The sequence below is a fragment of the Mycobacteroides franklinii genome (genome assembly GCF_002013895.1).
Classification (GTDB): Bacteria; Actinomycetota; Actinomycetes; order Mycobacteriales; family Mycobacteriaceae; genus Mycobacterium; species Mycobacterium franklinii.
Window position 1 is genome coordinate 171,399 of sequence record NZ_MAFQ01000007.1, and the last position, 18,143, is coordinate 189,541.

Here is an 18,143-nt window from a genome sequence, read left to right on the forward strand (position 1 = left end):
TCGCTTCCGTCCGCTGGCGCTCCCGTCCGCGCCGGTCGCTCCACTGCGCCCTGCGTCCGCCGCCGAGCACCAGTGCCACCAGCCAGTGAATACACCCGCAGCGTTCGTGCCAGCTGCCACCAGGCCAACGACGCTTGCGCCTATCGCTCCGCGGCCAGCACCTTCACCGCGACCCCGCGTCGGCCCACCCGCCCGCACGCTGCCGAACACAGTCCCCAACCTCGCGCGTGAGGAATTTCTTTACTGGTATCGAGTCACACCCCCAATAACGCTGTAACGCTCGGCTCGCCCCGTGGCACTCATCTTCCGGTAACTGGTCGACGCACCGTCGGCCCTCGAACAGCTGAGGAGGGCGCAATATGCCCGCAAACAATGACACCGTCGATAGGACGTCACTCGACGCAACCCTCACCCGCATCGGAAGCGCGGTCGCTCGCTACGGACTAGCGCTCGTGATCGGGTGGATAGGCGTTCTGAAATTCACCGCCTACGAGGCGCAAGGGATCGAGCCGCTCGTCGCCAACAGTCCCTTCATGAGTTGGTTGTACGAGTTCTTCTCGGTGACGACATTCTCATCGTTACTCGGTGTCGTCGAGGTCACGGCCGCGGTTCTACTGGTGGTGAAGCCCTGGCTACCGAAGGTCTCCGCCGTCGGTAGCATCGTTTCGATCGGCCTCTTTACGGCCACGATCAGCTTCCTGTTCACGACCCCCGGAGCCATGGAGTCCGCAGAAGGCGGCTTCCCGTGGTTGAGCATGACCGGTCAGTTCTTGATCAAGGATGTCGCTCTGCTGGGGATTGCGTTGTGGACGCTGGGCGATGCACTCAGCAGCGCGAAAGTTCGTGACCGTGTCTGACCCAACGCTGGACTTCATCGGACTACGGGCATTGTTCATCAACTGCACTCTCACGCGGACGCCGGGGGTCAGCAACACTCAGGGGCTCGTCGACGCATCGGCGGGCATCATGGCCAAACATGGTGTGGCCGTGGATGTCGTGCGGGCCATCGATCACGACATCGCAGTTGGGGTTTGGCCCGACATGCGAGACCACGGGTGGTCGGTAGATGAATGGCCGAGCATCTTCGAGAAGGTGCTTGCCGCACATATCCTCGTGCTCGCAGGGCCAATCTGGCTGGGCGACAACAGTTCTATCATGAAGAAGGTTCACGAACGTCTGTACGGCGGTTCGCACCTACTCAATGACGCCGGTCAATCCCTGTACTACGGCCGGGTCGGCGGTTGCCTCATCACTGGCAATGAGGACGGAGTGAAGCACTGTGCGCAGAACGTTCTGTACACCCTCCAGCACATTGGTTACACGATCCCACCGCAGGCTGACGCCGGATGGATCGGAGAAGCCGGACCGGGACCCTCATACCTCGACCCCGGTTCCGGCGGTCCGGACAATGATTTCACCAACAGGAATACGACGTTCATGACATGGAATCTGCTGCACTTCGCGCGAATGCTGCGCGACGAGGGCGGCGTGCCCGCCCACGGCAACGACCGACGCGGGTGGGAGGCGGGGAGCCGATTCGACTTCGCGAACCCAGAGTACCGATAGAGTACCGTCGTTAAGCGACCATGATCGCAACGACGGCTTCGGAAGACGAGGGCACCTTGATCGCCGCGCTTCGTGCGGGCGACGAGGGCGCCTTCGCCCGTCTGGTCGACTGGCACACACCGGCAATGCTGCGGGTGGCGCGTGGGTACGTGCCGAGTCGAGAGCATGCCGAGGACGTCGTGCAGGAGACGTGGATCGCGCTCCTCAAGGGCTTGGAAAAGTTCGAGGGACGGTCATCCTTGCGTACCTGGCTTTTCACGGTTCTGGTCAACATTGCCAAGTCCAGGGGTCTCAACGAGCGCAGGCACGTTGACACTCAGATCAAGGCATTCACGGGCGGCACGGTCGACCCCGAGCGATTCCGTGCTGCCGGCGGCGAGTTGGCCGGGCACTGGAAGGCGACAGAGACGCCGACGCCTTTCCCGGACACTCCCGAAGGCTCGGCTCTGGGCAGCGAACTCACCGCCATCGCTCAGAGTGGCCTCGATACCCTGCCCGAGCGCCAGCGCATCGTGGTGACGCTGCGCGACATGCTTGGTCTCGATTCCGACGAGGTGTGTGCACTACTCGATATCAGCGCTGCCAACCAGCGGGTGCTGCTGCATCGCGGCCGTGCGGTGATTCGGCAGACCCTCGAAGATTATCTGAGGGAAGCGTCGTGAAGCCACTGGACTGCAACGAACTCGTCGAGATGATCACCGCCTATCTCGACGGGTCACTCGATCTCGAAACGCGGGCTCGGTTCGACGAGCACCTGCTCGACTGCGACGGGTGCGACAACTACCTGCAGCAGTTTCGGGTCACCATCGGCAGGGTCGGCCGGATCCGTGAGGTCGAGCTGGCGCCGGAGTTCCGCGCGCAGTTGCTCGACGCCTTCAAAGACTGGCGCTGACAGCCCGTTCGAGCACAACGTGACGACATCCGGTCTGGCGAACCGATCTGTGCGCGCCCAATGAGTGTCGATGACCACGTCGGCTGCTTGTAACGCCTACGCCACCCGCCGACACCACTAGGCATCGACGCAGAAGTCGTCGCGAGGGAGGAACAGGCCAATGAGGCATATCGTGATCCATGGCGTCTCCATTACCGCCGGATTCCGGCCGGCGTACCGTCGTGTCTCCGACGTGCTGAACACCCTCGGCTGGTTGCCGAATCTGGTGCTGCGACTCACCATCGGCTTCATGTTCTTCAGCGGTGCCATCGGCAAGCTCGGCGATCTCACGACGTTCACGCAGATGTTCGCCAACTTGGGCATCCCCGCAGCGGGATTTCTCGCTCCCCTCACCGCGGTGGTGGAATTGGTTGGCGGTGCGGCATTGATGTTGGGCCTCGGCACCCGCGTCGTGTCACTGGTGCTGGCCGGGGACATGGTCGGCGCGTTGATCACGGACATCGGCCCGGACCTCGCGCACAAGCACCCGGGTTGGTGGGATTTCCTGAGCAACTTGTTTTATGCACCGGAGTGGCTCCTGGTGGGCCTGCTGACGTGGCTGACATGCGTTGGATCCGGCAAGGCCGGCCTGGACGAGCTGGTTAACCGATGCGCGCCGCGTACTGCGGACTGACCGCCGGTGTAGTTCGATCTGCGGCCCGGAGAACATGCTGCGCAGGCGACCGCGCCGGGCGCGATACGAAACCGGGGTGGCGCAACGGCCGCCGCTCGTCGCTCGCTTACCGTAGAGGTCATGGCCACCGATCCCGAACCCGCGCCGCCGCGCGCGACGGTGGCGACCACCGAGCGGGGCCAACGCACCCGGGCAGCCATCATCGACGTGGCGGCCACGCTCATGTACCAGAACGGCGTCTCCGGAACCTCTGTCGACGACATCCTGGCCGCGTCGGGCACCGGCAAATCGCAGCTCTACCACTACTTCAGCGACAAATCGGAATTGGTCGCGGCGGTGGTCGAACGCCAACTGGAGCGAGTGCTGGCAGCCCAACCGGGCCTAGCTCACGTCGACTCCATGAAGGGCATTGAGCGCTGGGCACGTGAGGTGGTCAGCCTGCACCGGCAACCCGGTGGCCCGTTCGCCTGTCCCCTCGGTTCGACCGCTGCGGAGTTGAAGAATGACCCGGCGTTTCGCCCAGCCCTAGCCGCGGCGTTCCGCCGGTGGGAGCAACCGCTCGCCGAGGGCCTACGCACGATGCGTGCTCGCGGCGAATTGGGCCGACGGGAGAACCCGGACCGGCTGGCAGCCAGCCTGATCGCCGCCCTGCAGGGCGGCATGTTACTGGCACGGATCAACGGGGACCTCACGACGCTGCGCGACACTTTGAACGCGGCGGTGGACAACATTCGCCGTCGCACCGTGCCGCCAAGCTGACCGCGGTTCATGCCGGACGACTCCGGCCGACAGCCGCCGCACGCTGACCTGCATTCCCAGCAGCAAACTGTACTTGACAGTACAATAACGTTCGGGCATGGTGATGATGCGCGTCATCTGAGCACCCATACGGACGGAGCAGCTTTGCAGATTCTTCGCACGCCTGACCAGTGTTTCGCTGACCTTCCGGACTATCCGTTCCAGCCCCACTACATCGATGTGGCCAGCGGCGATGGCAACACCATCCTGCGAGTGCACTACGTCGACGAGGGACCTGCCGACGCGCCGCCGGTACTGCTGCTGCACGGTGAGCCGTCGTGGTCATTCCTTTACCGCAAGATGATTCCGGTGATTACCAGCGCAGGTTTGCGCGCAGTGGCGATCGACTTGGTCGGCTTCGGCCGCAGCGACAAGCCGGCCAGTCGGGACGACTACACCTACCAGGCTCACGTCGACTGGACCCGCGCTGCCATCGAGGCGATCGGACTCACCGATATCACCCTGGTTTGCCAAGACTGGGGTGGGCTGATCGGGTTGCGCCTAGTGGGTGAAGATCCCGATCGCTTTGCCCGCGTCGTTGCCGCCAACACGTTCTTGCCTACGGGAGACCGACGTCTCGGCAAGGCTTTCCTTGCTTGGCAGAAATACAGTCAGGAGACGCCCAACTTCGACGTCGGCAAGATCGTCAGTGGCGGCTGCTCGACAGCGCTCACACACGACGAGATCGCCGCCTATGACGCCCCGTTTCCTGATGACACCTACAAGGCCGGCGCCCGGCAATTCCCGATGCTGGTGCCGACCAGCCCGGACGACGCTGCCGCCGCGGCGAATCGGGCAGCATGGGACGCGCTGGGACGCTACGACAAGCCGTTTCTGTGCGCATTCTCCGACCAAGATCCCATCACCGGTGGCGCCGACGGGGTGCTGCGTTCGTTGATTCCCGGTGCGCACGCCTACGAACCCGTCACGATAACCGGGGCTGGACACTTCCTCCAGGAGGACAACGGCCGTGAACTCGCCTCCGCGGTAGCCACTTTCATCGCTGCTACGTCGCGATGAAGCCCGACAGAAGCGAAATCCCTCGTGCGCGTACTGGGCGGTCGGTCATCTGGTGATGTATCGCAACGCAGGCGACGACGGGCAGCTGCAAACGCCAGACAAGCAGCGAGCTTCGCCGATCGCTGAACCGCAGAAAAGGCAGGGCTTGCCGGCAACGTTGTCGCGGCAGCTGGGAGTCGCGGAGTCGACCAATCGCGCGCAAATTGGTGTCTTCGCCGTATTCGCGGCTCATGCTCTGGTGTTTTCGTCGTGGGTGGCCCACATCTCTCACGTTAAAGGCGACTTGGGACTTTCCGACGGCGAGCTGGGCGATGCTCTGCTGGGTGCTCCTTTGGGTGCTTTGCTGGCGACGACGCTGTGCGTCTGGGTGTTGCCACGCTGGGGAAGTCACCGTCTGGTCCCGGTCACGGTGGCCGGCTACGCGGCGTCCGGGCCCCTTCTGGGTCTTGCCAGGTCCGAGATGGAGCTTTTTCTGGCGCTGACGTGTGTGGGTTTCTTTTTAGGCGGACTGGACGTCGCGATGAACGTTCAAGCCGCTGCGGTTGAGCGTCTCGCTGCGAGCCCGATCATGTGTCGCTTCCACGGGGTGCGCAGCGTCGCCGTGTTGCTGGGGTCTTTGATCGGCGCGGCCTGCGTGAGCGCGGACGTGGACCTGGCTGCCCAGCTGACCGTCATCGGCGCCATGGTCATTGTCGTAGTCCTGCCGCTTTCCCGCGGCTTGCCCAGCGACCCGGCACCCACCGCCGGTAAGCGAACCGAACGGCCTCCGCGGATCTGGAGAAGTCCGACCGTAATGATCTTGTCGGCCGTCGCGTTCGCGTCTTTTCTGTGTGAAGGATCCGCATCCGACTGGTCGGGCGAGTATCTTGGCCGCGTCGTCGGCGCGGCGCCTGCCGTGGCCGCGCTCAGCTACGTGCCATTCACTTTGGTGATGGCCGTGACGCGGTTGGGTGGCCGCCGGCTGTACAGGCGCATATCCATCCGCCGGCTGCTGCCGACATTGGCGCTGTTCGCCGCCGGGGGTCTGTGCGTAACACTGGTAACCGCCGATCTTACGGCGACTTTTGTGGGGTTTGCGGCTTTAGGCGCGGGAGTGGCGCTGCTGGTGCCCGCTGCGATGACGGCCGCATACTCCCCGAGCGACGCGGGAACCGCAATTGCCTTGGTCGCCGCCATCGGCTGGGTCGGCTATCTCATTGGTCCACCGTTGATCGGCCAACTGGCCCAGCGGGCCGGGCTGTCCGTGGCGCTGGTCACCGTCCCGGTCATGATGACGCTGGTTGCGATCGCGATCCGATTCACCGACGCTTTCGACGCGGCAGACGCATTCCCTGCGGACAACGTCAACCATGACGGCGAACGCCGGGGGCCGAATTGAGTCGAATATCTCGGAGCTTTCAGCGCAGCCTGGTGAGCCGCAACCAGGGTGCGCCCGAGCAACCGGACGCACTGCCGGTGGCGCACAGCGGTGGTTGGGACCTCGAGGGAAAGCCGCTATGACACATTCTGTTGCACCCCAGCTGGATCAGGACCGCCTGCCCGTTACCGAGCTGGCCGATTCGGCGGCGGCGGCGCACTACATCACTCGCGGGTGTTTCACCGATGGCCGGTCGGGGCGGGTCGGTCTGGAGGTCGAGGCGCACTGCTTCGACCCGGGTGCCCCCGCCCGCCGACCGGGCTGGGAAGAGATCACTGACGTTCTCGACGCGCTTCCCCCGCTACCGGGCGGCAGCGCGTTCAGCGTGGAACCTGGTGGCGCGGTCGAGCTGTCCGGGCCACCCGCCGAGGGCGTACTTCCTGCCGTAGGCGCGATGGCAACCGACCAGGCGGTGCTTCGATCGGCTTTCGGCAATGCCGGGCTGGGTCTGGTGTTGTTGGGCACCGACCCGCTACGCGAACCCGAGCGCGTCAATCCGGGCGCACGCTACCGCGCCATGGAACGATTCTTCGTCGCCGGCAATACCGCTGCCGCTGGTGCGGCGATGATGACATCGACGGCATCCATCCAAATCAACCTCGACGCGGGACCGCAGGCCAGGTGGGCGGCACGACTACGGCTGGCACACGCGTTGGGTCCGACGATGATCGCGATCACCGCCAACTCGCCGTTATTGCGCGGGAAGTTCTCCGGCTGGGTGTCGACCCGGCAACAGGTGTGGGGCCGCCTCGGCTCCGCACGTTGCGGACCCATCCAGCAGGCCGACTGCGAGGATCCGGCCAGCTCCTGGGCGCGCTACGCGCTCAATGCCCCGGTGATGCTGGTACACGCCCCCGACGCCGTCGCGGTGCGGCGGCGTGTATCTTTCGCCGATTGGGCCGACGGCCGGGTGCTGCTGGGCGGGCGTCGCCCCAACACCGCCGACCTCGACTACCACCTGACCACTCTGTTTCCGCCGGTGCGCCCCCGCGGCCGACTCGAGATCCGCTACCTCGACAGCGTTCCCGACGTGCTCTGGCCGGCCGTGGTGTTCACGCTGGTGACTCTGCTCGACGACCCGGTTGCCGCCGAGGCCGCGGCCGAGGCCGTCGAACCGGTCGCCGCGGGCTGGGAGACCGCCGCCCGGATCGGCCTAGCTGACCGGCGGCTGCGCGCGGCCGCCGAGCGGTGCGTGGCCATTGCCGCCGAACGAGTACCCGCTGAACTCGAAGATGCGATGAGCAGGTTGATCCGCAACGTCGAGCGCGGCCGTTGTCCGGCCCACGACCTGACCGACCGGGTGATGGAGCGTGGCATCACAGCCACGGTCGCTGAGCTGGCGCACGAAGGATGGTGACTCTCCAACCGCCGCGCCCCGTGGCACGGCCGGTCTGGTACCGGAAAGGACTGCTATGACGGTAACCCTGTCGAACCACCTGGCCGTGGACTCCGCCTACGAGGCACTGCGTCGCGATGTCTTCCGTGGACTACAAAAGACACCGAAAGAACTGCCGCCCAAGTGGTTTTACGATTCAGTAGGCAGCAGATTGTTTGATCGGATCACCCGGCTGCCCGAGTACTATCCGGCTCGCGCGGAGACACAGATCCTGTCGGCACGTTCCGCCGAGGTTGCCGGCGCTAGTGCCGCGGACTCCCTGGTCGAATTAGGGAGTGGTACCTCGACGAAAACCCGGCTATTGCTCGACGCGCTGCGCGATGCCGGCACGCTACGCCGGTACGTGCCGTTCGACGTCGACGCGAGCACGCTCTCGGCGTCAGTAGCTAAGATCCGCCACGACTATCCGAACATCGAGATCCATGCGGTCTGTGGTGATTTCGAGAAATACCTAAGCGAGATCCCCGTTAAAGGGCGGCGACTCTTCGTGTTCCTGGGCTCCACGATCGGCAATCTCGCCCCCGAGCCACGCGCCGAATTCCTCGCGGCACTGGCCGCCGCGATGCGATCGGGTGACAGCTTGCTGCTGGGCACCGACCTCGTGAAAGACCCAGGCCGGCTGGTGCGAGCGTACGACGATGCCGCCGGGGTGACCGCCCGGTTCAACCGCAATGTGCTCGCGGTGATCAATCGGGAGCTCGACGCCAATTTCGACCTCAGCGGCTACGCGCATGTCGCCCGGTGGAATGTCCGGGCCGAACGCATGGAGATGTGGCTGCGGGCTGTCGGCCCCCAGCGGGTACACGTCGGCGCCTTGGACCTGACGGTCGAGTTCACCGCCGGCGAGGAGATGCTCACCGAAGTTGCGTGCAAGTTCCGATCCGAAGCGGTGGTCGCCGAACTCGCCGCGGTCGGGCTGGAGCGCACCCGGTGGTGGACCGACGACGCCGGCGACTTCGGTCTCGCACTGGCAGTGCGGTAGACGCCAGGCAAGAAAAAGTCGAGAAACCGGATGATGATGAATTACCAAGGCATTACGCCGCTCTCGCGAGTCCGATCCCGGTCGCGTTCGGCGCTGGCCCCCTCCCGAGGACTGCCGTCCATTTCCGGAGGAACCACTTTTTCGGAGAGTCTTTGACGGCGTGGCCAGTTGTGGTTGTCGCGGCTGCGCCAGGTATCGGGACCTTCGGAAGTTGGCGCAACTACTCACTACGCGGGAGAAGACTCATCGGCGCGGCTTCGGAGGATTGCCGCCAACTCCCGTAGATCGCTGGCGACGATCTCCGGCTGCGGCAGGCCGGAGATCGGCAGCGGGGCGTTGCCGGCGTGGGTAATCAGCTCGCCGCCGAGCCCGACCGATTGCGCGCCGGTGGTGTCCCAGACGTGGGCGGCGACCATCATGCATTCCGCCGGCGCCACGCCAAGTTCGTCGCAAGCGCGCAGATACACGTCGGCGCGGGTTTGAACACTCGGTGTGAGGCGACGCTGAGCTGGCGCTCGAAACGGTGCCCCAGTCCGGCATGTTCCAGCGGGCTGGCACCGCCCGGATTGGGCGGTGAGTTTGTCAGCGTCACGAGGCGAAAACCGTTGTTACGTAGGACTGTCAATCCATCGGCGACGTCGGGATGTGCAGGAATGGTCAGCATCCCGTGGTCAAGTGTCCGTTCGTCCGCCTCGGCGATGTTGACGCCGTGGACGGAGGCGAGCATCTGCGGCACCCCCTGGCCCAGTGTGAAGAAGTCGACGTAGTGGTCCGAGAGCGTCGCCGTCATCGAGTAGGTGACCAGCTGACCGAACCACGCCCGCAAGCCTCGTCGATCGCCGAAGGGTCGCTCGAAAAACGGTGCGATGGAATCGATGTCGATCAAAGTCTCGTTGACATCGAACACGAGAACAGATGGAGCTGCGATCATCGTCACATCATCTACGGTGTGGTCGTCGATAAAGCCCCGCGTGGTCGGTGACGGGCCGGCACGGCAGAAAATCTTCACCGCAGGGGAATGTCGTGTCCTTGTCCGCGTTCATTGGCGGAACGGGGGCCATGGAAGCGGCGTTCGGCTTCGGCAATGGGGAGGTCTTTGATGCTCGCTTCTCGGCGGCGCATGAGTCCGTCGTCGTCGAATTCCCATAACTCGTTGCCGTAACTGCGGTACCACTGATGGCTGGCGTCGCGCCATTCATATTGGAAGCGCACGGCGATGCGGTTCCCGCGGAATCCCCACAGGCTTTTGCGCAGCACGTAGTCGAGTTCGTGTTCCCATTTTCTGGTGAGGAACTCGACGATTGCGGGGCGGCCGGATAGGAATTGGTCGCGGTTGCGCCATACGGAGTGTGGGGTGTAGGCCAGGCTGACGTGGCGGGGGTCGCGGGTATTCCAGGCGTCTTCGGCGGCCTGGACTTTCTGCAGTGCTGTGACGGTGTCGAACGGTGGGGAAGGGGGTCGTTGCTCAGGCACGTTGGCGTTGATCCTCGTTGGTGGTTGTTCGTGATCGTGGCGGGACCGACGACTCTTAGTTCTGGTGGTGGTTCAGGGCGACGACGGGCCAGTCGTTGTCGACATGAGCCAAGACGTTGAAGTAGTTGGTCAAAATGTTGAGCGCCAAGTTGGCGACGACTTCGCCGATCTCTTCCTCGGTAGCGCCGGCTTCGCGGGCAGCCTTGACTTCGGTTTCGTCAACGTCGCCGGCGTTGGCGGCGATGGTGTTGGACAGTTTGAGCAGCGCGGCCACGTGGGCGTCCTTCGAGTCACCCTCTCGCGCCTTGGCTAGCTCGTCGGAGTCCAGCTTGGCGATGTTGGCGCCGATGTAGGTGTGCGCGGACAGGCAGTACTCGCATCCGTTCAGTTCTGCGGTGGCGATCGCGAGCCGCTCGCGCACCGCTGGGCTCAACACGCCGCCGGCGACCGCGCCCGACAGCGCCAGGTAAGCCTGCAGCAGAGTAGGACTGCTGGCCATCACCTTGGTCATGTTGGGGGTCAGTCCCAGCGATTTGTGTACTTGGGCGAGCAGCTCGGCAGCCCGGCCGGTGGCGGCCTCGGGCTCGACGGGAACAAAGTTAGCCATTGCGGGTCTCTTTCTTTCCGCCATCACCTAATGGATGAATATGAGTTCTCTCCATTAGCAATCTACCACTGCCTTCTAACGGGTGCAAGGCTTTCTACCCGTGAGAATGTCGGTGTGTGACGACGGGAACACCCGCGTGGCTCCCGCCCGCCGAGCCGGCGCCGGTTCGCCTGACGTCCACCATCTGGGCCGGCCCAGCCGCAGTCAACATGCGAGCCGGTGACGCCCCCGGATGTGTGCTTTACGAACACATTTGTGACCGGTGTGACGCTCAAAGTCGATGGCGGCCAGCATCTGACTTAATCCACCAACGACGATCGGGCCGCCGACGACGACGGGTCAGATTCGCCGGTTCGTCTCAGCTGCGGACGTTCGGTGGCGCCGTACTTTGGCGCGGTTGCCGCAGATTGCCATGGAACACCAGCGTCGGCGGTGGGCTTTGGTGCGGTCGTAGAAAATGACGGTGCAGCCAGGGCATTGCCGGATCAGGGTCGGGTCGCCCTCGACGAGCAGGTGCGCCCAGGCTTGTGCGGATAGGACCAGAAGCTGTGTGGGCTGTTCCCAGTGCCGCCGCTCATGCAGCAAGAGAGTGTCATGGTCGGGGTTGAGCTGGGTGTAGCGCCGATCCTGCGCCAGCAGCGCATTCAGCTCGTCAATCACATCAACGGGGAACGGCACCGACTTTTCGCCTGCCCAGTCCAACAGAATCGGCCGCAGCTTCTCCCGAAGAGTACGGGCATCCCCAGCGGCGCCGTCGAGTTGACCAGCGCTGAACAGATCTTCGAGCACTGCGCGGTCGTCGTCGTCGATGAGTCCCGTGCGTGCGAGCCACCGTACATAATTCGCCCCGTCTCCGATCAATTCGATTGGCTCTGAACCTGGGGAAGGCGTGGCCCGGCTGTTCAGTAGTTCCAGGGCCGGGTCTCCCGCGAGGCCGACGATGACATCGAGCGGCTGCATCGGCCTCACCTTCCCGGGCGGATCACCGCCGCACTGGTAACCGCTCAACTACATGTTGACAGGTTAGCAAGCGCGGGTGTAACCTTTGAAACATCTTTTCAGAAGTTACACGGGTGGACTGGGAGCGAGGGTTGCGATGGGTGTCATTAAGCACAAGAAGATCGACGTCGATGGGAACGCCGGATCCGAACCGGTTGCGGCATCGGGCTCGGAATCCGAAGCAACGAGTGCGACCTACCGGGCGCCCTTGGAGATCGTCAAAGAACTCTACGCAAAATTGACCGCCGGCGATCCAAGCGGCGCGCTGGCCCTGATGTCTGACGACATCGAGTGGATCACCATGATGGACTACAAGGTCGCCGGCCGTGGCCCGCAGAAAGTCCTTGAGGGCATGCTGATGCCGGCAATGGAAGAGTGGGAGCCATACACGCTGACGCCGCACGAATTCATCTGTGACGGCGATAAAGTCGTATCGGTGGGGCGGTTCGAAGGAACGAACCGCGCGACCGGCAAGCACGTGGAGGTCGACTACTCTCACATCTGGGAAGTGAGAGGTCACAAGATAGTGCGACACCGTCAATTCATCGACACGGGCAAGATTGAGCCAGCGCGCCATCTCGGCTGAGGCCGCCGGGGGACACAGGGTGGTGACCCAAACCTGCGTCGTATGATGCCAATCCTCCTCACAGGTCCATGTTCTGGTGAATTTGACATCCCAACTGCGAGAGTCCGCTGATGCAAGAGTTTGATGACGAACTGTTCCGAACAGACACCAGGGCACTCAGGGTCGGCCCGTGCACGGGGACGGCTTGACCAGCTGGAAGAAGAACTCGACGAAATCGCCACGCGCACCGACAAACTGATGACCACCACCTTTGGAGCGGAATCCCGATGACAACCGAGCCAACCTTTGTCTTGGTCCACGCGGCGTGGGCCGACAGCTCCAGCTGGGCACCTGTCATCCATCGACTACAGCAGCGCGGCCACAACGTCATCGCCGCACCGCTACCGCTGACATCGTTCGACGACGACACCGCAGCGCTGAACCGAGTTCTCGAGCGTATCGAGGGACGCGTCGTTCTCGGCGGTCATGCTTACGCCGGCGCGGTCATCGGAGCGGCAAATACCGACTCGGTGACGGCTTTAGTCTATGTCGCCGCGATCGCACCCGACGAAGGTGAAACAGTCGCCAGTCTGTTTCACCGCGCCCCTGCGCATCGTCTCGCACCCGCCCTAGAACCGGATCGTCACGGCTTAATTTGGCTGCCGCACAGCGCTTTCGCAGCAGCATTCGCACAAAACGCAACCTCCGAACAACACGCCATGCTCGCCGCAGTCCAGCGCCCCCTCTCACCGACGTGCATCACCGCACCCGCCCCACGGCCCGCCTGGAAAGATCGCACAAGCTGGTTCCTCATCGCCGAAAACGACCGCATGATCGCCGCGGAAACCCAGCACTTCGTCGCCACACGGATGAACGCCACCATCCGTGTCACCGATGCCGACCACCTGCCAATGGTGACCCAACCCGACAGCGTCACCGAGATACTGCTCGCCGCGGCCACCGGTCCGACGGCTGCGTGATAGCGCCACCTGACCCGGCCTGTGCGCTCATCGTCGGTTCAACATGACTGACCAAATACACCCGACCCACCCGACGAGACGTCCACCGCGTAGTGAGTAATTCCGACGGCTGTCGGAGGTCCCGATATCCGGCGCAGCCTCGACGCCTACGATCCGCCACGCCGTCATCGACTCACCGGTCGGGTCAGTGACGCTACTGCGCGACGACGCCGACCGCAACACCACCGACGGGGTGCGTTGGTCAGAGCGGTGCTACCACAAGCGTTTCACTGTCGGCTCGAGAAACGCATGGCATGAGGTAGCTGTCGCGTTCGGCATCCTCAAGGTAGGCGTCGCGGTGGTCGACTCGGCCGGAGACAAGACGCAACTTACACGTGCCGCATGTGCCGCTTTCACATGATGATGCAACAGAGATCCCGGCCGACCGCAGAGCGTCCAGTAACGTCTGCGCGGGCGACACGTCGATAGTTTGATCGGTTGACTGCCAGCGTACTGAAAACGGTGAGCATGCCATGCCCAGGGCATTGACTCCCTGGAAGTTTTCAAAATGCACGCGGCTGGGGCGCCAGTGCATTGTTAGGGCGCGGACTTCGTCCATCAACGGCGTTGGTCCGCAGCAATAGAGGTGGGTTTCATCCGGTTGGGAAAGATATGGCCACAGGTCGAGTCGGCCCGCGCTGGTGCTATGGTGCAGCAGGACTTCCATCCCGGGCGACAGCTTAAGCATGTCATCAAGATATGCCGAATTAGCTCGACTCTTCGTCAGATAGATAAGCAGCCCCGATGCGTCGGTTGTCCTCGCAACCTCTAAAGCCATGGAGCGTATGGCCGTGATACCTATGCCTCCGGCGATGAAGAGATAGGCGCGTGAGGGCGCCAATTGGAATGTGTTTCGAGGCGGCGAAATGACCAGCCGGTCACCGCGTTTGGTCTGATCGATAAGATCGACTGATCCTCCCCGTCCGGTCGTGTCACGATATACCGTGATGGCATAGCGGTTATGACAACCTGGGGGGTCCGTCAGTGAGTAGCTGCGTACCGAACCGTTGGGTGTACGAACGGTGATATGTGCTCCCGCCGTGAAAGGTGGGAGAGCTTGCAGTCCCTCTGGTATGAGCTCGAAACGCCAAATCGATTCTGTCAACCGCGTCTTTGCCGCGATCACCACAGAGGTCTCGGATTGATTCATTAAGCTTCACCGTTGCCAGCGTAGGGATTGACCTTGACTGGGTCACCTTGCCGCATAGTCGCGCCGTTAATGACCTCAGCCCAAATCCCAAGGTTGGCATCACCGTAATGTTCTACGAGGAGCCTGGGCACCGCCAGATCGCGAACGGCGGTCGATGGATTGACTTCAGTCGCTGCGCACCGAGGAATGGCCGCTAGCCCGCGTAGCAAGACGTCACCGATAGAAAACTCTTTACCAACTAGCTCTGCTTCAGCAAAGGGTGGTGTGCCTTGGATATAGATGTTTGCCCGAAATCGGCGGTGGTCGATCACGCGTTCGCTCCTGCGTGAGAGGTCGCGGATCGAATCGAGGTTGATGATCGACACGGCGTTCATCAAGGTGTCCGATTTGATTGCCGCGTCGGTGAACCGACGCCCGGGTTCTCGCGCCAGGATCGGCTCTGCTTCATCTGGACAATCGAGTATTCGCGCGAAGAAGCGCTCGACCGCTCGTACACCCGCCCGCGTCGCCAGGTCTTCGTGTAAGACGACGTGCTGGCGTACCTTGACCTCCAAAACCCGGCTGTGAACATCGAGATTGGTTGTGATCCCGGCAAGTCGATCCTCTTTGAGCAGGACGAAGAAGTTGCTCTTGTGGATCGCTTTCCCATTGCCAGGACGGTATTCGCCGCCAGGTCGGGCCAACGCCCATTCGCGATCGTAGGGAAAACCGCGGCCGGTCTTCAACGCAACTGATGCCACGGTTTGAGGGGAGAGTCCTTTGATGGGGTAAGACGCGAGCTCATAGACAGTAGCCGCAGCCCCGTGGAATTCGGCGGTCATGATGCTGTGTCAAGGATGTGTTCCAGTTCCGGCGTGGGTGCCAGCAACCGGTGGATGGCTTTGGCGAGAACTTCGGGTTGGTCGTCGGAGATGAATGCACGTGTGTGCGGGATCAGCTCGACTCGCGCGCCGGTGAGCCGTTTTTGCAGTCGGCGGGCGTGCCGACGGAGGAATATGACGTTGCCCGACGCGCTCCAGGCGATGAGCGTTCGGCCCGTGAATCGGTGCAATTGCCGTACGGCGGCGATGGCGGCGCGGGGCCGCGCTACCACCACGATTTTCCTGTCCTGCAACGTGTTACTCATCGTCAGCTTCTCCTCGGGTCTGGATGCCGGAGCGGCTGGCGGGTATCGGGGCTCCCAGTCCGTTCAGCCGCCCGTGCCAGCTGCGGTGGTCAGGTGAAGGCCTTCCTCATTAGCTCGTGAATGTGCTCGGTGATGGTGTCGGCTTCTTCTTCGAGGGCGAAGTGGCCGGTGTCGAGCAGCACTACGGTCGCGTCGGGCACGTCGTTTTTATAGGCCTGGGCGCCGGCGGGGATGAAGAACGGGTCGTTTTGCCCCCAGATCGCAAGCAAGGCGGGTTGGCGTTCCCGCAGCCAGGCCTGCCAGTGGGGGTAGCGGGGCGGGTTGTTCTGGTAGTCCCACAGCAGGGCTTTCATGTAGTCGGCACGCCCGGGCAGGTCCAACACGCGCTGGTCGTCAAAGGCGTGTGCGGGGTCGATGTGCTCGGGATCGCGGGCACCGGCCTGCCATTGCATCTGGGTGCCGGGCAGGCTGACGAACTCGTCGACGGCGGGCTGGCCGGCGTCGCGGTCTTCCCACCAGTTGGCGAGCGCGGCGACGCCGGGTCCGAAGCCGTCGGTGTAGGCGTTGGCGTTTTGGGTGATGATCGCCGCCACCCGCTGGTCATGCTCGAGGGCGATGCGGAAGCCGACCGGGGCGCCGAAGTCGAACATGTAGATGGCGTAGTCCTTAATGGCGAGCGCGTCGATCGTCTTACCGGTGACCTCGGCGAGCCGGTCGAACGTGGGGGATTGGGGCAGCGGGTCTGACTGCCCGAAGCCGGGGTAGTCGATGGCCACGGTGTGCCATTGCTCGGCGAGTCGGTCGATCAGGCGGACGTAGGCGCGGGTACTCGACGGGTAGCCGGGCAGCAGCACCAGCGTCGGCCGGTCGCGGTCGCCGGCTTCGCGGACGAAGACATGCAGATGGTCGATGGTCAGGCTGTGGTGACGGATGGCGGGCATGAAAACGATACTCCTCAACGGTGGTTGCGGGTGGATGGGAACTGGGCGAGGTCAGCGGCGCGGCGACGGACGAAGACGAACAGAATCACGGCGATCGGCAATCCGACCAGCAGCGCGTGATCGACGAGGAAGGCCAGGTAGTAGCCACTTAAGAACGTTTCGCCGGCTGCGTGGCCTAACGGCAAGACCACGGTGTTCATGAACACCCAGATCGCTGCACCGTAGGCCGCTCCAATGGCGGTGGCTATCGGCAGGGTGTGCACCCGGGGTGCGATGACCAGCGCGTAGAAGAAAGTGAACACTGCCGCCAGCGCCAGGTGGATGGCGAACCCCAGCGCCGCGACGCCGATCCCGGCGCGGCCGGTGGTGAATGCGGACTCGCCGAGCAGGCCGCTGGCGATGTACTGCAACAGTGTCTCGAAGTTGAACCGGCGGGCGATCAGCACGTACGCGATGAACGCGAACGCGGCATCGCCGACCGCGGCGACCAGCGTGGCCGCCACGACGCCAGGCCAGGTCCACCCCCGAGCGCGGGTAACGAATGGTGGGTCGACGGTCATGACAGGACTCCTCAACGGTCGGTGATCAGCAGACCATGCTAATGCATAGCTCGAAGGGTAGCGCATTAGGTCATTGAAGGCAACCGTGGTCATCGGGCTCTCAACAGGTATTCCGCATGATCAGAGAGCAACGGTTGCGCGTCGCCACACGCTTAAAATGGCGACGTGAGGATCCAGACGGGACCGACATTGGAGGCGCTGCAACAGGCGGGCTTTCCGATGGGCGGCGAACCGTCGATATCGGTCGACCTCGCCGATACACTGGTCACGGTCACCCAACCGGCCACCGACTTGTTGTCCGATCCCGACCAGCTGCGCCGGTGGTGGCAGCTGCAGGAGTCGCGACTGCCTCCCGGTGCGCCTATCCCCGATCCCACCGCCACCCGCCGGCTACGCCACGCCGTTCGCGACGCGTTCGACGCCCACCTTGAGCACCGCGTGCCGCCAACCGAGTCGCTGGATGACATCAACGCCGCCGCCGCGGCGGCACCCGTTAGCACACGGTTGGACCTAATCGCCACCGAGCTGCAGCGCAGCGTGCGTTGGCATGTCGAATACGGCGGAAACCCCGCGCTCGCGGCCACCGCCACCGACGCCATAACCGTACTCACCGATCCCCGCTACCGCGACCAGTTGCGACGCTGCGCCAACCCGGATTGCTCCATGCTCTTTCTGGCCACCAATCCGCGCCGCAGCTGGTGCACCGCCAACATCTGCGGCAACCGGGCCCGCGTCGCTCGCCACTACCACCGCCGCACCCACACCACCGGCTAGCCCGGCGGTCTAACCTTCGTGGCGGAAGACCGCCAGTAAGAGGGTAGATTCTCAACTTGCGAGCAACCTCAGATCTCTGTGCCTTTTCAGGCCGTAAAAATCGACATAATGGCTGGTAAAAGTGTCGGCGAGGGTATGGGGTGTTGTTTGAGACATGTGAGGTGTCCCGCTTGAGTGGGTCGATT

21 protein-coding genes and 1 pseudogene are annotated in these 18,143 nt (G+C 63.5%); 13 read left to right on the forward strand and 9 right to left on the reverse strand.

Translation table 11 applies throughout. The features are described 5' to 3' along the window. The first annotated feature begins 359 nt into the window (after positions 1-359). From B4393_RS13610 to egtD, 10 genes are all read left to right on the forward strand, one after another. Positions 360-857 carry a YkgB family protein gene (locus B4393_RS13610; RefSeq protein WP_044544026.1) on the forward strand — a complete coding sequence of 166 codons (498 nt, stop codon included), beginning with the start codon at positions 360-362 and terminating at the stop codon, positions 855-857. After that, the gene (locus tag B4393_RS13615; protein ID WP_044544411.1) at positions 820-1,566 is read left to right on the forward strand and encodes a flavodoxin family protein; all 747 of its coding nucleotides are present in this window, start codon (positions 820-822) and stop codon (positions 1,564-1,566) included. Before B4393_RS13610 ends, B4393_RS13615 begins: the two co-directional genes overlap by 38 nt. Positions 1,567-1,586: 20 nt before the next feature. Then, positions 1,587-2,228: an RNA polymerase sigma factor gene (locus B4393_RS13620; RefSeq protein WP_044544027.1), complete on the forward strand. Its 642-nt coding sequence runs from the start codon at positions 1,587-1,589 to the stop codon at positions 2,226-2,228. Then, positions 2,225-2,458: a zf-HC2 domain-containing protein gene (locus B4393_RS13625; RefSeq protein ID WP_225323817.1), complete on the forward strand. Its 234-nt coding sequence runs from the start codon at positions 2,225-2,227 to the stop codon at positions 2,456-2,458. Before B4393_RS13620 ends, B4393_RS13625 begins: the two co-directional genes overlap by 4 nt. A gap of 160 nt (positions 2,459-2,618) precedes the next feature. Then, the gene (locus B4393_RS13630) at positions 2,619-3,131 is read left to right on the forward strand and encodes a DoxX family protein (protein WP_050019267.1); all 513 of its coding nucleotides are present in this window, start codon (positions 2,619-2,621) and stop codon (positions 3,129-3,131) included. Positions 3,132-3,251: 120 nt separating this feature from the next. Next, a complete protein-coding gene (locus tag B4393_RS13635; RefSeq protein ID WP_044544028.1) occupies positions 3,252-3,890 on the forward strand; it encodes a TetR/AcrR family transcriptional regulator in 639 nt (212 codons plus the stop codon). A 144-nt stretch (positions 3,891-4,034) separates the two neighbouring features. Beyond that, positions 4,035-4,949 carry a haloalkane dehalogenase gene (locus B4393_RS13640; RefSeq protein ID WP_044544029.1) on the forward strand — a complete coding sequence of 305 codons (915 nt, stop codon included), beginning with the start codon at positions 4,035-4,037 and terminating at the stop codon, positions 4,947-4,949. A gap of 55 nt (positions 4,950-5,004) precedes the next feature. Next, a complete protein-coding gene (locus B4393_RS13645) occupies positions 5,005-6,327 on the forward strand; it encodes an MFS transporter (protein ID WP_109551471.1) in 1,323 nt (440 codons plus the stop codon). A 118-nt stretch (positions 6,328-6,445) separates the two neighbouring features. After that, positions 6,446-7,723 (forward strand): ergothioneine biosynthesis glutamate--cysteine ligase EgtA, encoded by a 1,278-nt coding sequence (gene egtA / locus B4393_RS13650; RefSeq protein ID WP_044544030.1) that lies wholly within the window; start codon positions 6,446-6,448, stop codon positions 7,721-7,723. Positions 7,724-7,778: 55 nt separating this feature from the next. Further along, positions 7,779-8,744 carry an L-histidine N(alpha)-methyltransferase gene (egtD, locus tag B4393_RS13655; RefSeq protein WP_044544031.1) on the forward strand — a complete coding sequence of 322 codons (966 nt, stop codon included), beginning with the start codon at positions 7,779-7,781 and terminating at the stop codon, positions 8,742-8,744. A 227-nt stretch (positions 8,745-8,971) separates the two neighbouring features. Here egtD and B4393_RS13660 read toward each other — a convergent pair. The 4 genes and pseudogenes from B4393_RS13660 to B4393_RS28075 form a co-directional block, all read right to left on the reverse strand. After that, positions 8,972-9,672: pseudogene (locus tag B4393_RS13660) on the reverse strand (haloacid dehalogenase type II). A 77-nt stretch (positions 9,673-9,749) separates the two neighbouring features. Next, a complete protein-coding gene (locus B4393_RS13665) occupies positions 9,750-10,217 on the reverse strand; it encodes a nuclear transport factor 2 family protein (protein ID WP_044544032.1) in 468 nt (155 codons plus the stop codon). A 55-nt stretch (positions 10,218-10,272) separates the two neighbouring features. After that, positions 10,273-10,824, reverse strand: coding sequence for a carboxymuconolactone decarboxylase family protein (locus B4393_RS13670; RefSeq protein ID WP_044544033.1), 552 nt, complete (start codon positions 10,822-10,824; stop codon positions 10,273-10,275). Positions 10,825-11,163: 339 nt separating this feature from the next. Next, positions 11,164-11,784: a CGNR zinc finger domain-containing protein gene (locus tag B4393_RS28075; RefSeq protein ID WP_055581549.1), complete on the reverse strand. Its 621-nt coding sequence runs from the start codon at positions 11,782-11,784 to the stop codon at positions 11,164-11,166. A gap of 136 nt (positions 11,785-11,920) precedes the next feature. On the opposite strand from B4393_RS28075, the gene B4393_RS13680 reads away from it, so the two are divergent. Continuing rightward, on the forward strand, positions 11,921-12,409 hold the full coding sequence (locus B4393_RS13680; RefSeq protein WP_050019268.1) for a nuclear transport factor 2 family protein: 489 nt from the start codon (positions 11,921-11,923) through the stop codon (positions 12,407-12,409). 266 nt (positions 12,410-12,675) lie between these two features. After that, entirely contained in the window at positions 12,676-13,368 is a 693-nt protein-coding gene (locus B4393_RS13685; RefSeq protein WP_044544035.1) for an alpha/beta fold hydrolase, read from the forward strand. Between the two features lie 241 nt (positions 13,369-13,609). On the opposite strand, the gene B4393_RS13690 is transcribed toward B4393_RS13685, so the two are convergent. From B4393_RS13690 to B4393_RS13710, 5 genes are all read right to left on the reverse strand, one after another. After that, positions 13,610-14,557, reverse strand: a complete 948-nt coding sequence (locus B4393_RS13690; RefSeq protein ID WP_078280935.1) for a PDR/VanB family oxidoreductase — start codon at positions 14,555-14,557, stop codon at positions 13,610-13,612. Next, positions 14,557-15,378, reverse strand: a complete 822-nt coding sequence (locus B4393_RS13695) for an MOSC domain-containing protein (protein WP_063892969.1) — start codon at positions 15,376-15,378, stop codon at positions 14,557-14,559. Before B4393_RS13695 ends, B4393_RS13690 begins: the two co-directional genes overlap by 1 nt. Beyond that, positions 15,375-15,683, reverse strand: a complete 309-nt coding sequence (locus tag B4393_RS13700) for an alpha/beta hydrolase family protein (RefSeq protein ID WP_055581546.1) — start codon at positions 15,681-15,683, stop codon at positions 15,375-15,377. The genes B4393_RS13695 and B4393_RS13700 overlap by 4 nt, the downstream gene beginning before the upstream one ends. Positions 15,684-15,772: 89 nt before the next feature. Beyond that, entirely contained in the window at positions 15,773-16,624 is an 852-nt protein-coding gene (locus B4393_RS13705; protein ID WP_044544037.1) for an alpha/beta fold hydrolase, read from the reverse strand. Between the two features lie 14 nt (positions 16,625-16,638). Continuing rightward, a complete protein-coding gene (locus tag B4393_RS13710; protein ID WP_133052531.1) occupies positions 16,639-17,184 on the reverse strand; it encodes a hypothetical protein in 546 nt (181 codons plus the stop codon). A gap of 165 nt (positions 17,185-17,349) precedes the next feature. Here B4393_RS13710 and B4393_RS13715 point away from each other — a divergent pair, with 165 nt between their 5' ends. Next, positions 17,350-17,958 (forward strand): CGNR zinc finger domain-containing protein, encoded by a 609-nt coding sequence (locus B4393_RS13715; RefSeq protein WP_055581545.1) that lies wholly within the window; start codon positions 17,350-17,352, stop codon positions 17,956-17,958. Positions 17,959-18,143: the final 185 nt, after the last annotated feature.